Origin of the sequence: Pseudomonas sp. GM41(2012), from assembly GCF_000282315.2 — a bacterium.
GTDB lineage: Bacteria > Pseudomonadota > Gammaproteobacteria > Pseudomonadales > Pseudomonadaceae > Aquipseudomonas.
Genome location: NZ_AKJN02000006.1, coordinates 584413 through 600996, shown reverse-complemented (window position 1 = coordinate 600996; position 16584 = coordinate 584413). Strand labels below are relative to the sequence as shown.

At 57.6% G+C, this 16584-nt stretch carries 17 protein-coding genes; 14 read left to right on the top strand and 3 right to left on the bottom strand.

Annotated features, from left to right (window positions below):
• The first annotated feature begins 61 nt into the window (after positions 1-61).
• Both PMI27_RS22845 and PMI27_RS22850 read left to right on the top strand, forming a co-directional pair.
• Positions 62-970 carry a LysR substrate-binding domain-containing protein gene (locus PMI27_RS22845; protein WP_008149947.1) on the top strand — a complete coding sequence of 303 codons (909 nt, stop codon included), beginning with the start codon at positions 62-64 and terminating at the stop codon, positions 968-970.
• Positions 967-1326 (top strand): MmcQ/YjbR family DNA-binding protein, encoded by a 360-nt coding sequence (locus PMI27_RS22850; RefSeq protein ID WP_008149946.1) that lies wholly within the window; start codon positions 967-969, stop codon positions 1324-1326. The genes PMI27_RS22845 and PMI27_RS22850 overlap by 4 nt, the downstream gene beginning before the upstream one ends.
• On the opposite strand, the gene PMI27_RS22855 is transcribed toward PMI27_RS22850, so the two are convergent.
• Positions 1323-1751, bottom strand: a complete 429-nt coding sequence (locus PMI27_RS22855; protein ID WP_008149944.1) for a DUF1294 domain-containing protein — start codon at positions 1749-1751, stop codon at positions 1323-1325. The genes PMI27_RS22850 and PMI27_RS22855 overlap by 4 nt on opposite strands.
• On the bottom strand, positions 1748-2578 hold the full coding sequence (locus PMI27_RS22860; protein WP_008149943.1) for an undecaprenyl-diphosphate phosphatase: 831 nt from the start codon (positions 2576-2578) through the stop codon (positions 1748-1750). Before PMI27_RS22860 ends, PMI27_RS22855 begins: the two co-directional genes overlap by 4 nt.
• Before the next feature lie 294 nt (positions 2579-2872).
• Here PMI27_RS22860 and PMI27_RS22865 point away from each other — a divergent pair, with 294 nt between their 5' ends.
• The 9 genes from PMI27_RS22865 to PMI27_RS22905 all read left to right on the top strand — a co-directional run bounded on the left by PMI27_RS22865 (position 2873) and on the right by PMI27_RS22905 (position 11396).
• A complete protein-coding gene (locus PMI27_RS22865) occupies positions 2873-4507 on the top strand; it encodes a methyl-accepting chemotaxis protein (protein ID WP_008149942.1) in 1635 nt (544 codons plus the stop codon).
• Between the two features lie 144 nt (positions 4508-4651).
• A complete protein-coding gene (pnuC, locus tag PMI27_RS22870; protein ID WP_008149941.1) occupies positions 4652-5215 on the top strand; it encodes a nicotinamide riboside transporter PnuC in 564 nt (187 codons plus the stop codon).
• Positions 5212-5736 carry an AAA family ATPase gene (locus PMI27_RS22875; RefSeq protein WP_008149940.1) on the top strand — a complete coding sequence of 175 codons (525 nt, stop codon included), beginning with the start codon at positions 5212-5214 and terminating at the stop codon, positions 5734-5736. The genes pnuC and PMI27_RS22875 overlap by 4 nt, the downstream gene beginning before the upstream one ends.
• A gap of 333 nt (positions 5737-6069) precedes the next feature.
• Entirely contained in the window at positions 6070-6507 is a 438-nt protein-coding gene (locus PMI27_RS22880) for a hypothetical protein (RefSeq protein ID WP_008149939.1), read from the top strand.
• A 1-nt stretch (position 6508) separates the two neighbouring features.
• The gene (locus PMI27_RS22885) at positions 6509-7081 is read left to right on the top strand and encodes a hypothetical protein (protein ID WP_008149938.1); all 573 of its coding nucleotides are present in this window, start codon (positions 6509-6511) and stop codon (positions 7079-7081) included.
• A gap of 51 nt (positions 7082-7132) precedes the next feature.
• Positions 7133-8554 carry a hypothetical protein gene (locus PMI27_RS22890; RefSeq protein WP_008149937.1) on the top strand — a complete coding sequence of 474 codons (1422 nt, stop codon included), beginning with the start codon at positions 7133-7135 and terminating at the stop codon, positions 8552-8554.
• A 61-nt stretch (positions 8555-8615) separates the two neighbouring features.
• The gene (locus PMI27_RS22895) at positions 8616-9296 is read left to right on the top strand and encodes a C39 family peptidase (protein ID WP_033053091.1); all 681 of its coding nucleotides are present in this window, start codon (positions 8616-8618) and stop codon (positions 9294-9296) included.
• 34 nt (positions 9297-9330) lie between these two features.
• The gene (locus PMI27_RS22900; RefSeq protein WP_008149934.1) at positions 9331-10071 is read left to right on the top strand and encodes a hypothetical protein; all 741 of its coding nucleotides are present in this window, start codon (positions 9331-9333) and stop codon (positions 10069-10071) included.
• A gap of 44 nt (positions 10072-10115) precedes the next feature.
• Positions 10116-11396 (top strand): transporter, encoded by a 1281-nt coding sequence (locus tag PMI27_RS22905; protein ID WP_008149933.1) that lies wholly within the window; start codon positions 10116-10118, stop codon positions 11394-11396.
• 58 nt (positions 11397-11454) lie between these two features.
• Here the strand turns inward: PMI27_RS22905 and PMI27_RS22910 are convergent, their stop codons facing one another.
• Positions 11455-12780, bottom strand: a complete 1326-nt coding sequence (locus PMI27_RS22910) for a sigma-54 dependent transcriptional regulator (protein WP_008149931.1) — start codon at positions 12778-12780, stop codon at positions 11455-11457.
• A 339-nt stretch (positions 12781-13119) separates the two neighbouring features.
• Between PMI27_RS22910 and PMI27_RS22915 the strand changes: the two genes are divergently transcribed.
• The 3 genes from PMI27_RS22915 to nhaB all read left to right on the top strand — a co-directional run bounded on the left by PMI27_RS22915 (position 13120) and on the right by nhaB (position 16498).
• Positions 13120-13389, top strand: coding sequence for a hypothetical protein (locus tag PMI27_RS22915; RefSeq protein ID WP_008149930.1), 270 nt, complete (start codon positions 13120-13122; stop codon positions 13387-13389).
• A gap of 239 nt (positions 13390-13628) precedes the next feature.
• Positions 13629-14918, top strand: coding sequence for a hypothetical protein (locus PMI27_RS22920; RefSeq protein ID WP_008149929.1), 1290 nt, complete (start codon positions 13629-13631; stop codon positions 14916-14918).
• Between the two features lie 77 nt (positions 14919-14995).
• Entirely contained in the window at positions 14996-16498 is a 1503-nt protein-coding gene (gene nhaB / locus PMI27_RS22925; RefSeq protein ID WP_008149928.1) for a sodium/proton antiporter NhaB, read from the top strand.
• The last annotated feature ends 86 nt before the right edge of the window (positions 16499-16584 follow it).

The following is a 16584-nucleotide window of genomic DNA, read 5'->3' as shown; positions in this document are numbered from 1 at the left end:
GCTGATTAGTCGGCAACAATGCGATAGTTCGTCCCACTGATAGAACAATCGAGCGTCCACCATGCAAGACCTCAATGATCTCTACTACTTCGCCAAGGTGGTTGAAGCCGATGGCTTCGCCGCGGCCGGGCGTTTGCTCGGAATTCCCAAGTCGCGGTTGTCGCGGCGCATCGCCGAACTGGAAGAGCGTCTTGGCGCGCGCCTGCTGCAACGCACCACCCGACAACTGAAGCTGACCGCCGTGGGTGAACGTTATTTGCGGCACTGTCAGGCAATGCTGCTGGAAGCCGAAATGGCCGACGAAGCCGTTGCCAGCATGTCCAGCGAACCTCGCGGGCGTTTGCGGGTGTCTTGCCCCGTCGGGTTGGCCCACGAAATTCTGCCGACAGTGATCAGCGATTTCCTTGAGAAATATCCTCATGTTCAACTGGAGGTCATGCTGCTCAACCGCCGCGTCGACCTGGTGACCGAGGGCGTCGATGTGGCGCTGCGGGTGCGTGAGTTGGGCGATGAGGATCCGCTTCTGGTCACCCGACGTTTGCGCCAGGCGCAGATGGCGATGGTCGCCAGCCCCGGTTTTTTACACGGACGTGAAATCAACCACCCCGAAGACTTGAAAAACCTGCCCGTGCTCGGCGCCCTGGAAGCCGACCGCCTGGTGCATATCCGCATCCTCGACCAACAGGGCAAAAGCTACGATCTCACCCTCGAAGCGCGATTGGGCATCGATGACTTTATCGTGCGCAAGGCCTGCACCCTCGCCGGCCAGGGTTTTACCATGCTGCCGATGATGTATTGCGAGCAGGAACTGGAAGACGGCTCGCTGGTACAGTTGCTGCCCGACTGGTCGTTGCCGGGCGGCTGGCTGCAAGCGGTCTACCCTCACCGGCGCGGGGTGATGCCGGCCGTACGCGCCTGGCTCGACCATTTGATCGAATCATTCAATGCCTGCGGAGACCGACTGATATGAAGGCTGGACGTATGAGCGAAGAGGATGTCGCGCAATTCTGTCTCGCGCTGCCGGGTGCGCGGGAAGACTACAAGTGGGGTGGCGTACGGGTGTTTTCGATTGCCGGGAACAAGATGTTTGCGTTGCAGAATCTGCGTGGCGAATCCCTGGCCTTCAAGGTCGACAAGGACTTGTTTCTCGGTCATTGCGACCGCCCGGGAATCCGCCCGGCGCCGTATCTGGCGCGGGCTCAGTGGATCATCATGGAAACGCCCTACCCGTTGGGCCCTGAAGAGCTGCAAGGCTTGTTACAGCGTTCCCATCAATTGGTGGTGAGCAAGTTGCCCAAGCGCACCCAGGTCGGACTGCTGCTTTAAAGCAGCGCGAACAGATGGGCGCCGAGAAACAGCTGGTCGATCCAGAACACCTGATGCATCAGCACGATGATCCAGAACACCAGCTGAAACGAGAGCTTGCGCGTCTTGTGCCGAAACAGCTGCTGCGCCAGTAAGGCGCCCGGCCAGCCTCCGGCGAGTTCCACCGCATGCAACACGTTCTCCGGTGTGCGCCAATGATCGGCGCGCGCCTTGCGCTTGTCGCTCCAGTACAGCAAGAACGCCAGCAGGCTGACGACCCCGTAAGCCGCCAGGGGAATCACGGAAACCCCGCGCAGCCACAACGACATCGAGCCAAACAACGGCAGCGCGCACAGGACCGCAAACACCAACAGTTTCAGCTGGAGATTGCGGACCTCTCCTGCGGGCTTGCGTCCGGGGTTCTTGCGCGCACTGGCGTCATTCATGGCTTGACCGCATTCCAGTCAACCCAGCCGAACTGCCAGGTGGCCAGGATGACCAGGCCGAACGCGATGCGATACCAGGCAAACGCCGCATAGCTGTGGCTGCCGATGAACACGAGCAAGGCTCTGACGGCAATCATCGCGAAGATGAACGCCGTGATGAAGCCGATGGCGAACACCGGAAAATCCGACGGGACGAACAGGTGGCGGTATTTGTAGCCCGAGTAAACCGCTGCAGCGACCATGGTCGGCATCGCCAGAAAGAACGAGAACTCGGTAGCGGTCTTTCGTGACAGCCCAAACAACAAGCCGCCAATGATCGTCGAGCCGGAGCGTGACGTCCCGGGAATCATCGCCAGGCACTGGGCGAAGCCGACTTTCAGGGCGTCTTTCCACGTGATCTCATCAACGGTTTCGGCATGCACTTCATGCTGACGCTTTTCGGCCCACAACATGATGATCCCGCCCACCACCAACGCCGTTGCAACGGTGATCGGGTTGAACAGGTACTCGTGGATCAAATCGGAAAAAATCACCCCCAGTACCACGGCCGGCATGAAAGCAATCAACAGGTTTGCTGTAAAGCGGCGAGCGCCGGGCTGCGTTGGCAAACCGGTCACCACATCGATGATCTTGCGGCGGAACTCCCACACCACCGCCAGAATCGCCCCCAGCTGAATAATAATGTTGAAAGCGATGGCCCGCTCGCCACCGAAGTTGAGCAAGTCCGCGACAATGATTTGGTGACCGGTACTCGAAATCGGCAAAAACTCCGTCAGCCCTTCTACAACCCCAAGAATTAACGCCGAAAAGGCAGTCCAAAGATCCATCAATCCCCCAAGAAGCAATGCGCCACGGCATGCCCCGTTAATATTTTTTCAGAACGTTGACTGCGGTCAGCGTCGCTGCTGAACCGCGCGCATAGAATCCAGCCGAAACCATAAAAATTCCGTGAAAAATCAACTTGGATTCAGGTTTTTCCGTGCGGGGCCGAAATCCTATCAGACAAGTCTGATTAACGCTGCCGCGTTATTGGACTTGGGTCGGATATGACCGATTGGCAAAGTGTGGTTGGATGCTGGCGATCATTTATTACAAGAAAAAGAAACTGGAGTGACAGCGTTATGAACAGCTTGCGCAGTATGTCGATCAGCCGACGCTTGTGGCTCATCTTGATCGTGGCCGTCCTGATGCTAATGACGTTGGGCGTCTTGATGCTCAAGCAGATTCACGATGACCTGTACCACGCCAAGGCTCAGAAGACCCAGCATGTGGTGCAAACCGCCAGCGGTATTCTGACCTATTACCACGACCTCGAAACGGCCGGCACCCTCACCCGCGACGCCGCACAAAAGCAGGCGCTGAGCGCCGTTCGCGGCCTGCGCTATGACCAGAATGACTACTTCTGGATCAATGACCTGACGCCGGTGATGATCATGCACCCGGCTAACCCGAAACTTGATGGCCAGAACCTCTCGGCGATCCGCGACCCGGACGGTTTTGCCCTGTTTAACGAAATGGTCGCCGTCGCCAAGACCAAGGGTGCCGGCACCGTCGACTATCGCTGGCCGAAACCGGGCGCCAGCGCGCCGGTAGAGAAAACCTCCTACATCAAACTCTTCGAGCCCTGGGGTTGGGTGATCGGTTCGGGCGTGTACATCGATGACATGCAGGCCGAGTTCTATGGCCAGGTCTGGAAGGCCTCGTTCGTGGGGCTGGTGATTGCCCTGATCATGGCGCTGCTGGTCATCCTGATTGCCCGCAGCATCGTGCGTCCACTGCAGGAAACCGTGGACGCCATGGCCAACATCGCCAGCGGCGAGAGCGACCTGACCCACAGCCTCGATACCCATGGCCAGGACGAAGTCACGCAACTGGCACGCCACTTCAACGCCTTCACTGCCAAGCTGCGACTGGTGATCAAAGAACTGCAAGTGTCCGCCAGTGCCCTGGGCCAGTCTTCCAGTGAACTGGGCAACGACGCCGCCCAGGCCCAGCAACGCAGTCAGCAACAATCCCAGCAAATGGAACTGGTGGCCACGGCAATCAATGAAGTGACGTATGGCGTACACGACGTCGCGAAAAACGCCGAGCACGCCGCCAGTGAAATGCGTGATGCCGAGTCTCAGGCGCAGCAAGGTCAGGTCAACATCGATGGCAGCCTGCAACAGATCGACAAGCTGTCCTCCACCATCGATCAAGCGGTGGAAGTGATTCGCACCCTGGCCGCCGAAAGCACGCAGATCGGCAGCGTTCTCGAAGTCATCCGTTCCATCGCCGAGCAAACCAACCTGCTGGCCCTCAACGCGGCCATCGAAGCTGCCCGGGCCGGCGAGCAAGGCCGCGGTTTTGCAGTGGTGGCCGATGAAGTACGACTGCTGGCCCAGCGTACCCAGAAGTCCACGGCCGAGATCCAGTCGATGATCGAACGCCTGCAAAGCCACTCCGAAGCGGCGGTCAAAGTGATCGGCGACAGCAGCCGTGCATCGCAGTTGACCATCGAGCAGGCGGGCCTGGCCGGCGCAAGCCTGAATGCCATTGCCCAGGCGCTGCGCAACCTCAACGGGTTGAACGCCTCCATCGCCAGCGCGACCTTGCAACAGGCGCATGTGGTCGAGGACATCAACCAGAACGTCACCCAGGCCGCTGGTTTGTCCCACAGCACGGCGCTGGCGGCTGAACAGTCGAGCGTGGCCAGCGTTCATCTGAAGGAATTGAGTGAGCAGTTGAACGGGCTGCTCAAGCAGTTCCGGGTGTAACCCGAAAAGATCGCAGCCTGCGGCAGCTCCTACAGGGAAATGCATTCGGCGTAGGAGCTGCCGCAGGCTGCGATCTTTTGATCTTCAAACTTCGCTTCTTCCCGTTACAATCCGCACCCTCTTCGATTTTCCCAAGGAACCTCCATGTCCGGGCTTGAACTGTTTGCCGCTGCCCTCGGTGTCATTGCCGTCTGGTTGACGGTCAAACAGAACCCCTGGTGCTGGCCGATCGGTCTGGTCATGGTGCTGCTTTATAGCTGGATCTTTTTTGAGGTGAAGCTCTACTCGGACATGCTCCTGCAGGTGATCTACGCCGCATTGCAGCTCTATGGCTGGTGGCAGTGGACACATGCGGGGGGCGCGCGCCAAGGTCGGCAGGTCAGCCTGCTCGACGGTAAATCGGTTGCTATCGGTCTGGTCATTGGCGCGGTCGGCAGTCTGTTGCTGGGCGCTGCAATGGCGAACTGGACCGACGCCGCACAACCCTGGCTCGATGCGGCACTGACTGGCTTCAGCCTGGTAGCGCAGTTATGGATGGCGCAAAAACGCGTTCAATGCTGGCCGCTGTGGTTCACCCTGGATGTGATCTTCGTCGGGCTGTTTATCTACAAAGGCCTGTACCTGACCGCCGGGCTTTATGCGTTGTTCGCCCTGATTGCCGTGCAAGGCTGGCGGGAATGGCGGGCCGATCCGGCGTTGCGCACATGAAGGTGCTGGTGCTGGCAGGGCCGGAATCCAGCGGAAAAAGCTGGCTTTCGAGTGAGATTCACGCCAATTTCGGCGGCATATTGGTCGGTGAGTACGTTAGGCACTTCATCGAAAGCGAAGCTCGCGAAACCTGCTACGATGACATTGCATCAATAGCAGATGGCCAGCTGAGATGGGAGGACGAGGCACGCGCCCGGCAGCCGCATTTGCTGATTCTCGACACTCACTTGCTGAGCAACATGCTCTGGAGCCAGACCTTGTTTGGCGCTTGCCCGACGTGGATCGAGCAAGCATTGCTGGCACGGCACTACGACCTGCATTTGCTGCTGAGCCCTGAAACCGTGGCCTGGCATGACGACGGGCAGCGTTGCCAACCGCAACTGGCAGAACGCCAGGCGTTTTTCCAGGCCAGCCGCCAATGGCTTGACCTGCACCACCAGCCTTGCCAGGTGCTGCAAGGTGATTGGCAACAACGCAAAGACGCAGCATTCGAAGCTGTGACGCACTTGCTCAAGGCCTGACAGGGGCCCCCTCGCGCCCCGCCGAAAATGTCCACTCCTGAAACACCCATCCCTGTGCAAACCCGTGAGCTAAAGCGGTTCAAGCACTCTAGCAAGAAAATGTTAACCCACTGATACAACCTGCCTTCAGCGCCCTTAGCGAGCAATGCCGCCACCCTCGGCGGCGTTTTTGCGTGGCCCTGTCTCAGTGGCGTTACAAAATTTTTTGACTACCTCGACAGTTAAATCCAACCAACTGTTTTCAAAAGAAAAACAAAAACCGGCACACCTTCTGCTCTCTTCCTCGCAACGCTGATAAGGGCCAGCGCTCCGCTCACAGAAGGAATTGCCGCCGTGGGGAAACCTGATAACAAAATTTTTAGCCTCCTGCTGATCGGATGTGCACTGGGCTCAAGTGTCTGCATGCCGGTACAGGCTGACAACGGCATCATCATTATCAAACGTGATGTCCAACCACGCATGGCAACGCGTGCGCCGGTGATGCCCGACCCTAGCCCCACGACCGCCAATGCCAACCCGTCCAAACAAATCATGAGTCAAACGAACGAGTTGAGCGACGGTGACTTTGCCAGCGTCGCCAGTGGTTCAAGCATCACAGGACTGGTCGCCCAAGGCACCAGCAACCTGAGCGGCAATATCACCAACCAGACCCAGCTTTCCAACCTCCCCGCCGGACGTTCGGGAAATGCTGGCGGCGGTATTGCCAACATGGTCAATTCAAGCGTCCAGCAAGGCCTGGGTGCTATGAAAGTCATAACGGGAGACCGTTAAGATGAATCGTACGCTGCTGATTATCGCCATGTTTTGCAGTGCATCGACCTTTGCCCAATCTCCCGTCATCAATAACGCCGACATCGACGGCTCGGGCACGCAGTACCAGGGCAATCTCGCGGTCAACCAGGCTGCCGGCGATCTCCAGCAACAGGCTAACGCCCGGGCCATCGCCGTTGGCCATGAAGCCAGCGCGACCACACAGATTCGCCAACGGCTGCGTACGGTGGTCGACCCCAGAATCGATGCTCGATCCAGCATTCAAGGCGATTCCTTCAGCCACGGCAACGGTGTACTGGGCGTCAACCAGAGCGCGGGCGCCAGCAACCAGCAAGCCAATGCCCTGCGTATAAGCATCGGCACACAGCCGCAAAGTATCGACGACAGCGTCCTCAGGCAACAGAACGTGGCGCTGATCAACAACTCCGATCCAACTGACTCTGCACCAGGCTATCGCCAGGTCGCTACCAGCGATCAGGCCTTCACCGGTAGCCGTGGGGTGATTCAGTTGAATCAGAGCGCCGGGGTGGGAAACCGAACGGCCAACACCCTGAGCGTACGGGTCACGGATTGACCCAAACAGGTAGGTACAACACTTAACCTAAAATAAGTACGGAGAACCACCATGAAACCTTCGATGGCAATAAAACCTCTGGTTTTTGCAATCGCTGCGGTCTTGGCTGTTGCTGCACAAGCTGGACAGAACGATCGGCGTGGTCACCATAATGGTCATCACAACAATCACCACACTCCTCCTCCAACATGGATCCATACCGACGCGACCGCCAATGCGAACGACAGGCAGAGCAGCACCGGCAACAGCATCCTCAACCAAGGGACTGAGAACTCAGCCGAGATGAGCAGCTCTGGCTCAGGCGCGAGCGGCAACGTCGGCATCAACGTGGCAGCAGGCGCCGGCAACCAACAAGACAACGCGGCCGCCATCGCAAACGCTGGCTCCACCTCCAGTCTCGATAACAGCTTCGTGTTTGGCAATTCCGAAGCCACCGCTCGAGTCACGCAATACAGCAACAACAACAAGGTCTGGAACTATGGCACTCAAAACTCTGCCGTGATGAGCGGATCGGGCGATGGCAGCAGCGGCAATATGGGGATCAACATTGCTGGCGGCGACCTCAACCAACAGAAAAACACCATGGCAATTGCCAACTCCAATGCTCCGTTGGGTAACGCATCAGCCAGCGCCTCTGCCAATCAAAGCGGTCCTGGCCTGACAGTGAATAACTACGCTGATCGGACCTACCGTGTCGATACGATTACGGTGACCAACACAGCCAGCGGTAGTTTCTCTAAAGATAAGTCGTTCGAAGTTAGCGGCAGTGAAAGCGCTTCTTCGAGCTGGGCCGCAGCTGGTTCCAGGAGCGCTGATTCCAGCGGTTCTCTGAGCGTTGATGTAAGCGGTTCGAAGAGCAGCAGTGCGAGCGGATCAAACAGCAGTTCTGCGAGCGGTTCTAACAGCAGTTCTGCAAGCGGTTCTTCGAGTGCATCCTTGAGTGCTTCCTTGAGCGCTAGTTTGGACGCTGCTGCGGCGGCTTCCAGTTCCGTTACCTTCAATAATGGCAATGGCGATCGCACCCGCAGCAGGAGTGCCGATGCATCGCTGACCGCATCGCTTGACGCATCGCTTGACGTATCGCGCAACTCCTCGTACGACAGATCGCGCGATTCCTCGTTCGACAGATCGCGCGACTCCTCGTACGACAGATCGCGCGATTCCTCGTTCGAAAAATCGTTCGATAAATCGTTCGAGAAATCGTCCTCCTCCTCGTTCGAAAAATCGGGTTCGAAATCGTCTGAATCCGAGTTCGCAAAAGCGGGAAGCTTCAGTGAAAGCAGTTCCTTTGATTTGAGCAACACCTACTCCTATCAAGTGCTGACTCCAACTGGCTGGGCTAACCCTGTGACCAACACTGCAACCCTGAGTGGTTCGGTGAATGGTGGCAGTGGCAACCTGGGCGTCAACGTGGCTGCCGGTGTGGGCAACCAACAAAGCAACTCGCTGGCCATTTCCAACCAGTCGTTCTAATGCTGTCTCTGGAGGCCCCCTTATGGGGGCCTTTTTCAACACCACCAGAAGGCATCCCACTATGCGCATTATCGCCTTGGCATTTTTGCTTTGCGTGGCCAGTGTGATCGAGGCTGCACAACTGCCGCTTGCCGTCCTGCCGGGCGGCGCGGTGGTGTATAAGCCGATCCAGAGCATACGCGAGCGCAAATTTTCCGACCTGGTGCAACAGAAAACCGACTTCAGTTGCGGCGCAGCTGCGCTGGCGACGATATTGCGCCAGGCCTATTGGCTGGATGTGAACGAAGAACAAATCATCGAAGGCATGCTGGCTCACTCCGATCAGGATCTTGTCCGCGTGCAGGGCTTTTCCATGCTCGACATGAAGCGCTACGTGGAAAGTATCGGCATGCGGGCCCGTGGTTACCGGGTAGCAACGGAAACGTTGAAGGAGATCAGAATTCCGGTTGTGGTACTCATGGATATCCGTGGCTACAAACATTTTGTGGTCATGCAACGAGTTCATAACGGCTGGGTATATATCGGAGATCCGGTACTTGGTCATAAACGTTACAAAGTTGAAGACTTTGTAAAAGGCTGGAACGGCATCATCTTTGCCGTCATCGGCCAGGGCTACGACAAAGCCAATGCGTTGCTCGACCCACCCCTGCCATTGACCGCCAAAAACCGCATCAACACCTTCAGCCCGGTGCAAGACACAGAGTTGATGGATTTCGGATTCATCCAGAGTGACTTCTTCTAATAACAAGGGAGCACGACGCTCCGGGAGCATTCCAATGAAGACTCCAATCTGGCTGGCCGTAGTTTGCCTGGCCACCAGCCTGCCGACCCAGGCACAGATGTTCAAACCCATTGAACTTAACGATCACGAACTGGCAACCCTGCGAGGCCGCTATGTCATGCCGGGACGGATCATCAGTTTCGGCATTGTCATGACCAGCACTTGGCAAAATGCCAACGGTGAAGTGATCGGGGCAACGTCCTCGATGCAAATTCAACAATCGACCATCCAGCCACAGTTCTATGTGTCGATCATCAATGAAAAAGGTAATGGCTCAGCGAGTTCGCAAGGCACCGGCACCGTCACTGGCGGCAGCGGCCTCAACAGCACCGAAGGCGTCACTCAAGTCGTGCGTGCTGCCGGCGACCATAACACTGCCTACAACAACGTTGATATCAACGTCACACGGGCTGACCAGGCGCCAACAACGCAACAGCAGGGCCAGGCATTGACCGCAGGCTCGACGCTGGCCGACGCCAATGGCGCGGGCGTGCTGAGCATTACCTCGACCCATAATGGTGTGCAACTCAACATCGTGGCCAACAACAACCAGGGCAGCACCGTACAACGTCTCGCCCAGGGTGGGCTGATGCAGAACACAACGTTGCTCGGCGGCGGCAACGAGGTCCGCAACCTCACGTCCCTCAATGTCGTGCTGCGTGACAACGTGGCGACAGGCGGTTCGCTGAACGGCAACCTGGACCAGCTCAAAGGTCTTCGCACTCAAGGATTCTGATCTACGCTCAGTCTCATCATGAAGTCAGAAGGGACGGCTAACCCATGCACCGATCGTTGACGTTCAGAGCCATCGTTTGTTTGAGTAGCCTGGCCCCGGCAACACTGCTATACGCAGCACCGGACCCCCAGGTCGAGTTACTAAAACAAGAACTCATGGAGTTGAAACAGCGTTACGAAGCACAACAGAACGCGCTGATGGTACTCGAGCAACGCGTTCGCCAAGTCGAAGAAACACCTGCGCCACCGCCTCCCAAACGCCTGACCAAATCCCCTGCCGAAGCGCCCAAGGGTGGCCAGACGTTGGCCGCCGGTGCGCCGGGAACCACAGGCAGTTCATACGGCCAATCGCTCAAGGATGATTCGGAGCCTGCGCAAAGCGTTTCCAACCTGTATGACGAAGCCAGCGGCTTCTTCGGTGGCGGCAAGTTCAGCTTCGAAACCGGCGTGACCTACACGCACTACGATACCCGTGCGCTGACGCTCAATGGCTTTCTGGCACTGGACTCGATTTTTCTTGGCAACATCGATATCGACCGCATCAAGGCTGATAACTGGACCCTGGACCTGACCGCCCGCTACAACACAGGACAACGCTGGCAGTTCGACATTAACGTTCCTGTGGTTTATCGCGAATCAACGTATTCATCCGGTGGCGCCGGTGGCGCAGGACCGGTGACGTCGGACGCCACCGTTACCCGCGACCCGACCATCGGCGATGTGAACTTTGGTGTTGCTTACAAGTTTCTGGATGAGTCGGTCAACCTGCCCGATGCGGTCGTTACACTTCGCGTCAAGGCGCCGACCGGCAAGGATCCATACGGCATCAAGCTGGTCCAGGAATCGAACAACGATAACCTCTCGGTACCTGAGGACTTGCCAACCGGCAACGGTGTCTGGTCGATCACCCCGGGTATCTCGCTGGTCAAGACCTTCGACCCGGCCGTGCTGTTCGGCAGCCTGGCCTACACCTACAACCTTGAAGACTCTTTCAGCGACATCAGCCCTCAGGTCAACTCCAAGGTGCCCGGGGACGTGAAACTGGGCAATTCCTGGCAGGTCGGCGCCGGCATTGCATTCGCCTTGAACGAGAAGATGAGTATGTCGTTCTCGTTCACCGATCAATTCGCCCGCAAGAGCAAAATCAAGCCGGACGGTGGCGATTGGCAGTCGATTACCAACAGCGATTACAACTCGGCCAACTTCAACATCGGCATGACCCTGGCAGCAACCAATAACCTGACGATCGTACCCAACCTGGCCATCGGCCTGACCGACGACTCGCCAGACTTTTCCTTCAGCCTGAAATTCCCGTACTACTTCTAATCCGGCACCCACAAAAAACCCGCTTTTCGGCGGGTTTTTTTATGCTGTCTGTAATCGCTCAACGTATCTGATGCTTGTGCAACAAACGGTAGAAGGTAGGCCTGGATATCCCAAGCACCTTGGCGGCGATACTCAAATTATCGCTGTGGCGGTTAAGTACATCGTACAAGGCCTGGCGTTCTGCCCGGTGCTTGTAGTCTTCCAGTGTGCCTATCGGCGCGGCAATGGCCTGCGGTCTGATCAGCCCCAGGTCTCGCGCTTCGATCTGCCGGCCTTCGGCCAGTACCAACCCGCGACGTACCCGGTTGGCCAGCTCGCGCACATTGCCCGGCCAGTCGTGCTTGCCCATGGCAATCAAGGCGTCTTCACTGAAGCTGCGCGGACGGCGGCCGGTTTCATGGCTGTAGAAATGGGAAAAGTGGTTGGCCAGCATCGACAGATCACCATTGCGCTCACGCAGGGGCGCGGTCACGACCTGCAACACGTTCAGACGGTAATACAGATCTTCACGAAAGCGTTTCTTCTCGATCGCGGCCTCAAGGTCGACATGGGTCGCGGCCAACACCCGCACATCCACGGGAATCGGCTGGCTGCCGCCCACCCGCTCGATATGCTTTTCCTGGAGGAAACGCAGCAGGTTGGCCTGCAGCTCCAGGGGCAGATCACCGATTTCGTCGAGAAACAGCGTGCCGCCGTTAGCCGCTTCGATCCGCCCGACCTTGCGTTGATGGGCGCCAGTAAAAGCCCCCTTCTCGTGGCCAAACAGTTCGGACTGGATCAAGTGTTCGGGAATTGCGCCGCAATTGATCGCGACAAAGGGTTTGCTGTGACGTTGGGATTGTCGATGGAGCGTGCGGGCGACCAGTTCTTTGCCGGTACCGCTTTCACCACGGATCAATACCGGAGACTCGGTGGGCGCCAGCTTGCTCAGCAACTTGCGCAGTTCGCGAATGGGTTTGCTGTCGCCAAGCAGCTCGTGTTCAGGCTGATCAATGTGAACCGTGCCCTGCCCACGCAGGCGCGCCATTCCGAACGCTCGGCCCAGCGTCACCTGAACCCGGGACACATCGAATGGCAAGGTATGGAAATCGAAGAACCATTCGCAGACAAAGTCCCCGACATTCTGCAATCGCAGGACTTCCTGGTTGAGTACGGCGATCCACTCGGTACCGCTACGGCTGATGAGCTCTTTGACGGCTTCCGGGTGTTCGAGTTGAAAGGGCTGCAAACGCAACAGGCCGACATCGCAGGTTTTGTTGGCAACGTTTTCCAGGGTGCAGCTGTCAACGTCCCAACCCACAGAGCGCAAACCCGGCAGCAGACGATAACAGTCGTCGCAAGGGTCCACTACTAACAGACGTCGTAAGGCAGGCACTTCGATCATGACTGTTCCTTGGCGCCAAATTTATGAATATTATTAAAAACAGTCGTTTGGCAGACCTGGCTGTAACGTTAGCAATAATTTGACGCGACCTTGTACCGTTTGACTATAGAGCGGTTGCGTTATTAGTTATAAGAAGCGTTTAGTCAGTTACCTGACGAGTCCTTCCTTTCATTCAGCTTTCAAATCCTGTCCGAATCTTGAGCCAATGAAAGAAAGTTGATATTTCTTTTAATCGTATGTGACCCGCCCCCCGGTTGCGGGCATCAGTACAAGTAACCAGCCGAACGGTAAGCCCAACCGACGGCACATCACTTGATTGGGCATACAGAGAGAAAACCCATGAACGCCCCGCTCCGCATCAACGAAGCTCTTTTGATTGCCGACCGCGCATTCCAACCGTTCCAATGCGTGGCCTGGGCCCCACAAGACGGCAATGGCGAACTCAGCCTGACCGTTATCGATCGCACCAACACCCGCAGCATCGGCCGCAAGCAGATCCCAAGCAGCGCCTATACCGATCCTGCGCAACTTGAATGCCTGCTTGAAGCGGCACGTGCGGAATTGAGCGAGGAGGGTTACAAACTCCAATCGTGGTCGATGCCACACTAAGCGTTTTGCGGGTTGCCCAACGGTAACCCGCGCCCTCCCCCGATTATTATTCGAACTTGCACGCGCCTAACTACTTGGCAGGCTTGTCAGTGGTTCGAAAAGACACTGTTCTGGCACACAGCGACCCTCCGCCTGTTAGTTATGACAGTTGTGCATTCAGGCGTTCAGGGATTGAATGTTTCCTTATACAGTCGCCACCCAAACTCCCGGTTCAGGACGACTCGCAAGGAGCTGCGTGCATGTCAATCCAGACCGCGTTTGCATTACCGGCAACCCTGAGTGACGCCGGGAAACTTGATACAACCTTTGCCTCGTCTGGCAAAACCCAGGTGTATTTCGCTGGCAGCCTCTCAAGCATCGCCAACGGGGTCGCGATTGATTCATGTGGCAGGTTGTTAGTCGCGGCCAAGGTCGGAACGCCAGGCGGCAGCCGCTTCGGTCTGGCTCGCTTGCTCGAGGATGGCTCGGCGGATCTGGCGTTCGGCAATCAAGGCAGCGTCATCGGGCAATTTCAACACGGCTTCGAGGCCATGGCCGGCAAAGTCCACGTACTGCCCGATGGGCACATTCTGGTGGCCGGGCTGCACTACGAAAATGCTCACCGGACACTGCCCGCCCTCGCCCTGTTTGATCAGCATGGTCGGCCGGCTCAATGTTTTGGCGACAATGGCCGCTGCGTCGTGCGCCTGCCGGGCGATCTTTCCCAAGGCGTGCGTGACTCCTGGCTCCCCCCCGGCGTACCGGGCGCAGAAGCCTGTGATGTCTGCGTGCAGGAGGATGGTCGAATCCTGCTGCAGGCCAATCATCACTTCGAACTGTCCGATCATGTCGGCATGCTGATACGGCTCAACACCGACGGTTCTTTGGACAACACCTTCAACGGTCGTGGCTTCGTGATTGTCAGGCACTTGTTGATGAACACCTGGCTCAGCAGCCTGATGGTGCAACGAGACGGCCGGATTCTGGTGGGCGGGTCGATCAACTTCCCTGAAGAAGGCCTGCTGGCCCGCTATCACATCGACGGCAGGCTCGACGATTGTTTCGCCGTGGATGGTTTCATGACCTTCAAGGCACAGGGGTATAGCGCTCAGGTCAGCCAGATCGTCCAACACGAAAATGGCGATGTGCAGTGTTTTGGCAGCAGCCGCGACCCGATGCATTGCCTGGCACTGAAAGTACACAGCAACGGCCGCCCGGACATTCATTGCAATGGAGGCCAGGCCCGATTGCTGGGAATCGGTCACAGCGGCTGCCAGTGGACCGACGCAACGGCACTGCCGGACGGCAGCGTAGTCACAGTCGGAGCCACGATTGGCGGCGTCGAGGCGGATTTCATTCTGGCGCGGCATCTGCCCGACGGGCAACTCGATCGCAGATTCGGCAATGGCATCGGCTGGGTTCGCACCCGCCTTGGCCGCAGCCTGGATACCGCGACTTCAGTGGTCATGCAGGCCGATGGAAACATCGTCGTCGGAGGCTATTCACTGGACGGCAACTATCGAGCGGTCGTCGTACGCTATCTCGGGTAGGCCCGCACAGTTTCCTACACTTGATCTTCCCTTCCGCTTACGGCAAGTTGCGCGCTTCTTAATACAAGGAGTAGCCGATGCCCGGTTCAATGGCTCAGGCGTTCGCGCACAATTTTCTCGGGCATTCACCCCGCTGGTACAAGGCAAGCATTGTCGGTTTCCTGATTCTCAACGCAGTGGCGCTGTGGACTGTAGGCCCGGTGGTGGCCGGCTGGCTGCTGGTGCTGGAGTTCATCTTCACCCTGGCCATGGCGCTCAAGTGTTATCCGTTGATGCCCGGTGGCCTGCTGTTGATCGAAGCGCTGTTGCTGAAGATGACCACGCCCCAGGCACTCTACGACGAACTGGTGCACAACTTCCCGGTGATTCTGCTGCTGATGTTCATGGTGGCCGGCATCTACTTCATGAAAGACCTGCTGCTGTTTCTGTTCTCACGGCTGCTGCTCGGGATTCGCTCCAAGGCGTTGCTGGCGTTGATGTTCTGCTTCCTGTCGGCGTTTCTGTCGGCGTTTCTCGATGCCTTGACCGTGACCGCCGTGATCATCAGTGCAGCCGTCGGCTTTTACTCGGTGTATCACCGCGTCGCCTCCGGCAACGACCCGCGTCAGGACAGTGAGTTTGGCGATGACCAGCACCTGCCCACACTCCATCACGCCGACCTCGAACAATTCCGCGCCTTTCTGCGCAGTCTGCTGATGCACGGTGCCGTGGGTACCGCACTGGGCGGAGTTTGCACACTGGTCGGTGAGCCGCAGAACCTGCTGATCGGCCACGAGATGGGCTGGCATTTCTCTGAGTTTTTTCTGAAAGTCGCCCCGGTTTCATTGCCGGTGCTGGTGGCAGGCCTGGTGACCTGCGTCCTGCTGGAGAAACTTCGCTGGTTCGGTTACGGCACGCTGCTGCCGGACAACGTGCGTGCGGTTCTGGCCAATTACGCCGCCGAAGACAATGCCGAACGCACCTCGCGTCAACGTGCAGCGCTCATCGTGCAGGGATTGGCAGCGCTGATTCTGATTGCGGGGCTAGCGTTCCACATTGCTGAGGTCGGCCTGATCGGCTTGATGGTGATCGTGCTGATCACCGCCTTCACTGGCATCACCGACGAACACCGTATCGGCAACGCGTTCAAGGACGCCATGCCGTTCACAGCACTGCTGGTGGTGTTTTTCGCGGTAGTGGCGGTAATTCACGATCAGCAACTGTTCACGCCACTGATTCAGTGGGTGCTGGCGCTGCCAGCGGATCAACAGCCGGGCATGCTGTTTATTGCCAACGGCTTGCTGTCGGCCATCAGCGATAACGTGTTCGTCGCGACCATTTACATCACCGAAGTCAAACAGGCCTTCATCTCTGGCCACATGAGCCGTGAGCATTTCGAGACGCTGGCGATTGCGATCAACACCGGCACCAACCTGCCGAGCGTGGCGACGCCCAATGGTCAGGCTGCGTTTCTGTTCCTGCTGACCTCGGCGATTGCACCGCTGATTCGCCTGTCGTACGGGCGGATGGTGTGGATGGCGTTGCCGTACACCGTGGTGATGGGTGTTCTTGGCTGGTATGCAGTGAGCTACTGGTTGTAACACCACCCGTTGTAGGAGCAAAGCTTGCTCGCGATGAGGCCGTCATTTTCAACATTGATGTTGACTGTAATGCCGCCATCGCGAGC

Bases quoted from the DNA above. Each gene is read 5' to 3' on its own strand.
- PMI27_RS22845 (WP_008149947.1), top strand. From the start codon at position 62: ATGCAAGACCTCAATGATCTCTACTACTTCGCCAAGGTGGTTGAAGCC.
- PMI27_RS22850 (WP_008149946.1), top strand. From the start codon at position 967: ATGAAGGCTGGACGTATGAGCGAAGAGGATGTCGCGCAATTCTGTCTC.
- PMI27_RS22855 (WP_008149944.1), bottom strand. From the start codon at position 1,751: ATGAATGACGCCAGTGCGCGCAAGAACCCCGGACGCAAGCCCGCAGGA.
- PMI27_RS22860 (WP_008149943.1), bottom strand. From the start codon at position 2,578: ATGGATCTTTGGACTGCCTTTTCGGCGTTAATTCTTGGGGTTGTAGAA.
- PMI27_RS22865 (WP_008149942.1), top strand. From the start codon at position 2,873: ATGAACAGCTTGCGCAGTATGTCGATCAGCCGACGCTTGTGGCTCATC.
- pnuC (WP_008149941.1), top strand. From the start codon at position 4,652: ATGTCCGGGCTTGAACTGTTTGCCGCTGCCCTCGGTGTCATTGCCGTC.
- PMI27_RS22875 (WP_008149940.1), top strand. From the start codon at position 5,212: ATGAAGGTGCTGGTGCTGGCAGGGCCGGAATCCAGCGGAAAAAGCTGG.
- PMI27_RS22885 (WP_008149938.1), top strand. From the start codon at position 6,509: ATGAATCGTACGCTGCTGATTATCGCCATGTTTTGCAGTGCATCGACC.
- PMI27_RS22890 (WP_008149937.1), top strand. From the start codon at position 7,133: ATGAAACCTTCGATGGCAATAAAACCTCTGGTTTTTGCAATCGCTGCG.
- PMI27_RS22895 (WP_033053091.1), top strand. From the start codon at position 8,616: ATGCGCATTATCGCCTTGGCATTTTTGCTTTGCGTGGCCAGTGTGATC.
- PMI27_RS22900 (WP_008149934.1), top strand. From the start codon at position 9,331: ATGAAGACTCCAATCTGGCTGGCCGTAGTTTGCCTGGCCACCAGCCTG.
- PMI27_RS22905 (WP_008149933.1), top strand. From the start codon at position 10,116: ATGCACCGATCGTTGACGTTCAGAGCCATCGTTTGTTTGAGTAGCCTG.
- PMI27_RS22910 (WP_008149931.1), bottom strand. From the start codon at position 12,780: ATGATCGAAGTGCCTGCCTTACGACGTCTGTTAGTAGTGGACCCTTGC.
- PMI27_RS22915 (WP_008149930.1), top strand. From the start codon at position 13,120: ATGAACGCCCCGCTCCGCATCAACGAAGCTCTTTTGATTGCCGACCGC.
- PMI27_RS22920 (WP_008149929.1), top strand. From the start codon at position 13,629: ATGTCAATCCAGACCGCGTTTGCATTACCGGCAACCCTGAGTGACGCC.
- nhaB (WP_008149928.1), top strand. From the start codon at position 14,996: ATGCCCGGTTCAATGGCTCAGGCGTTCGCGCACAATTTTCTCGGGCAT.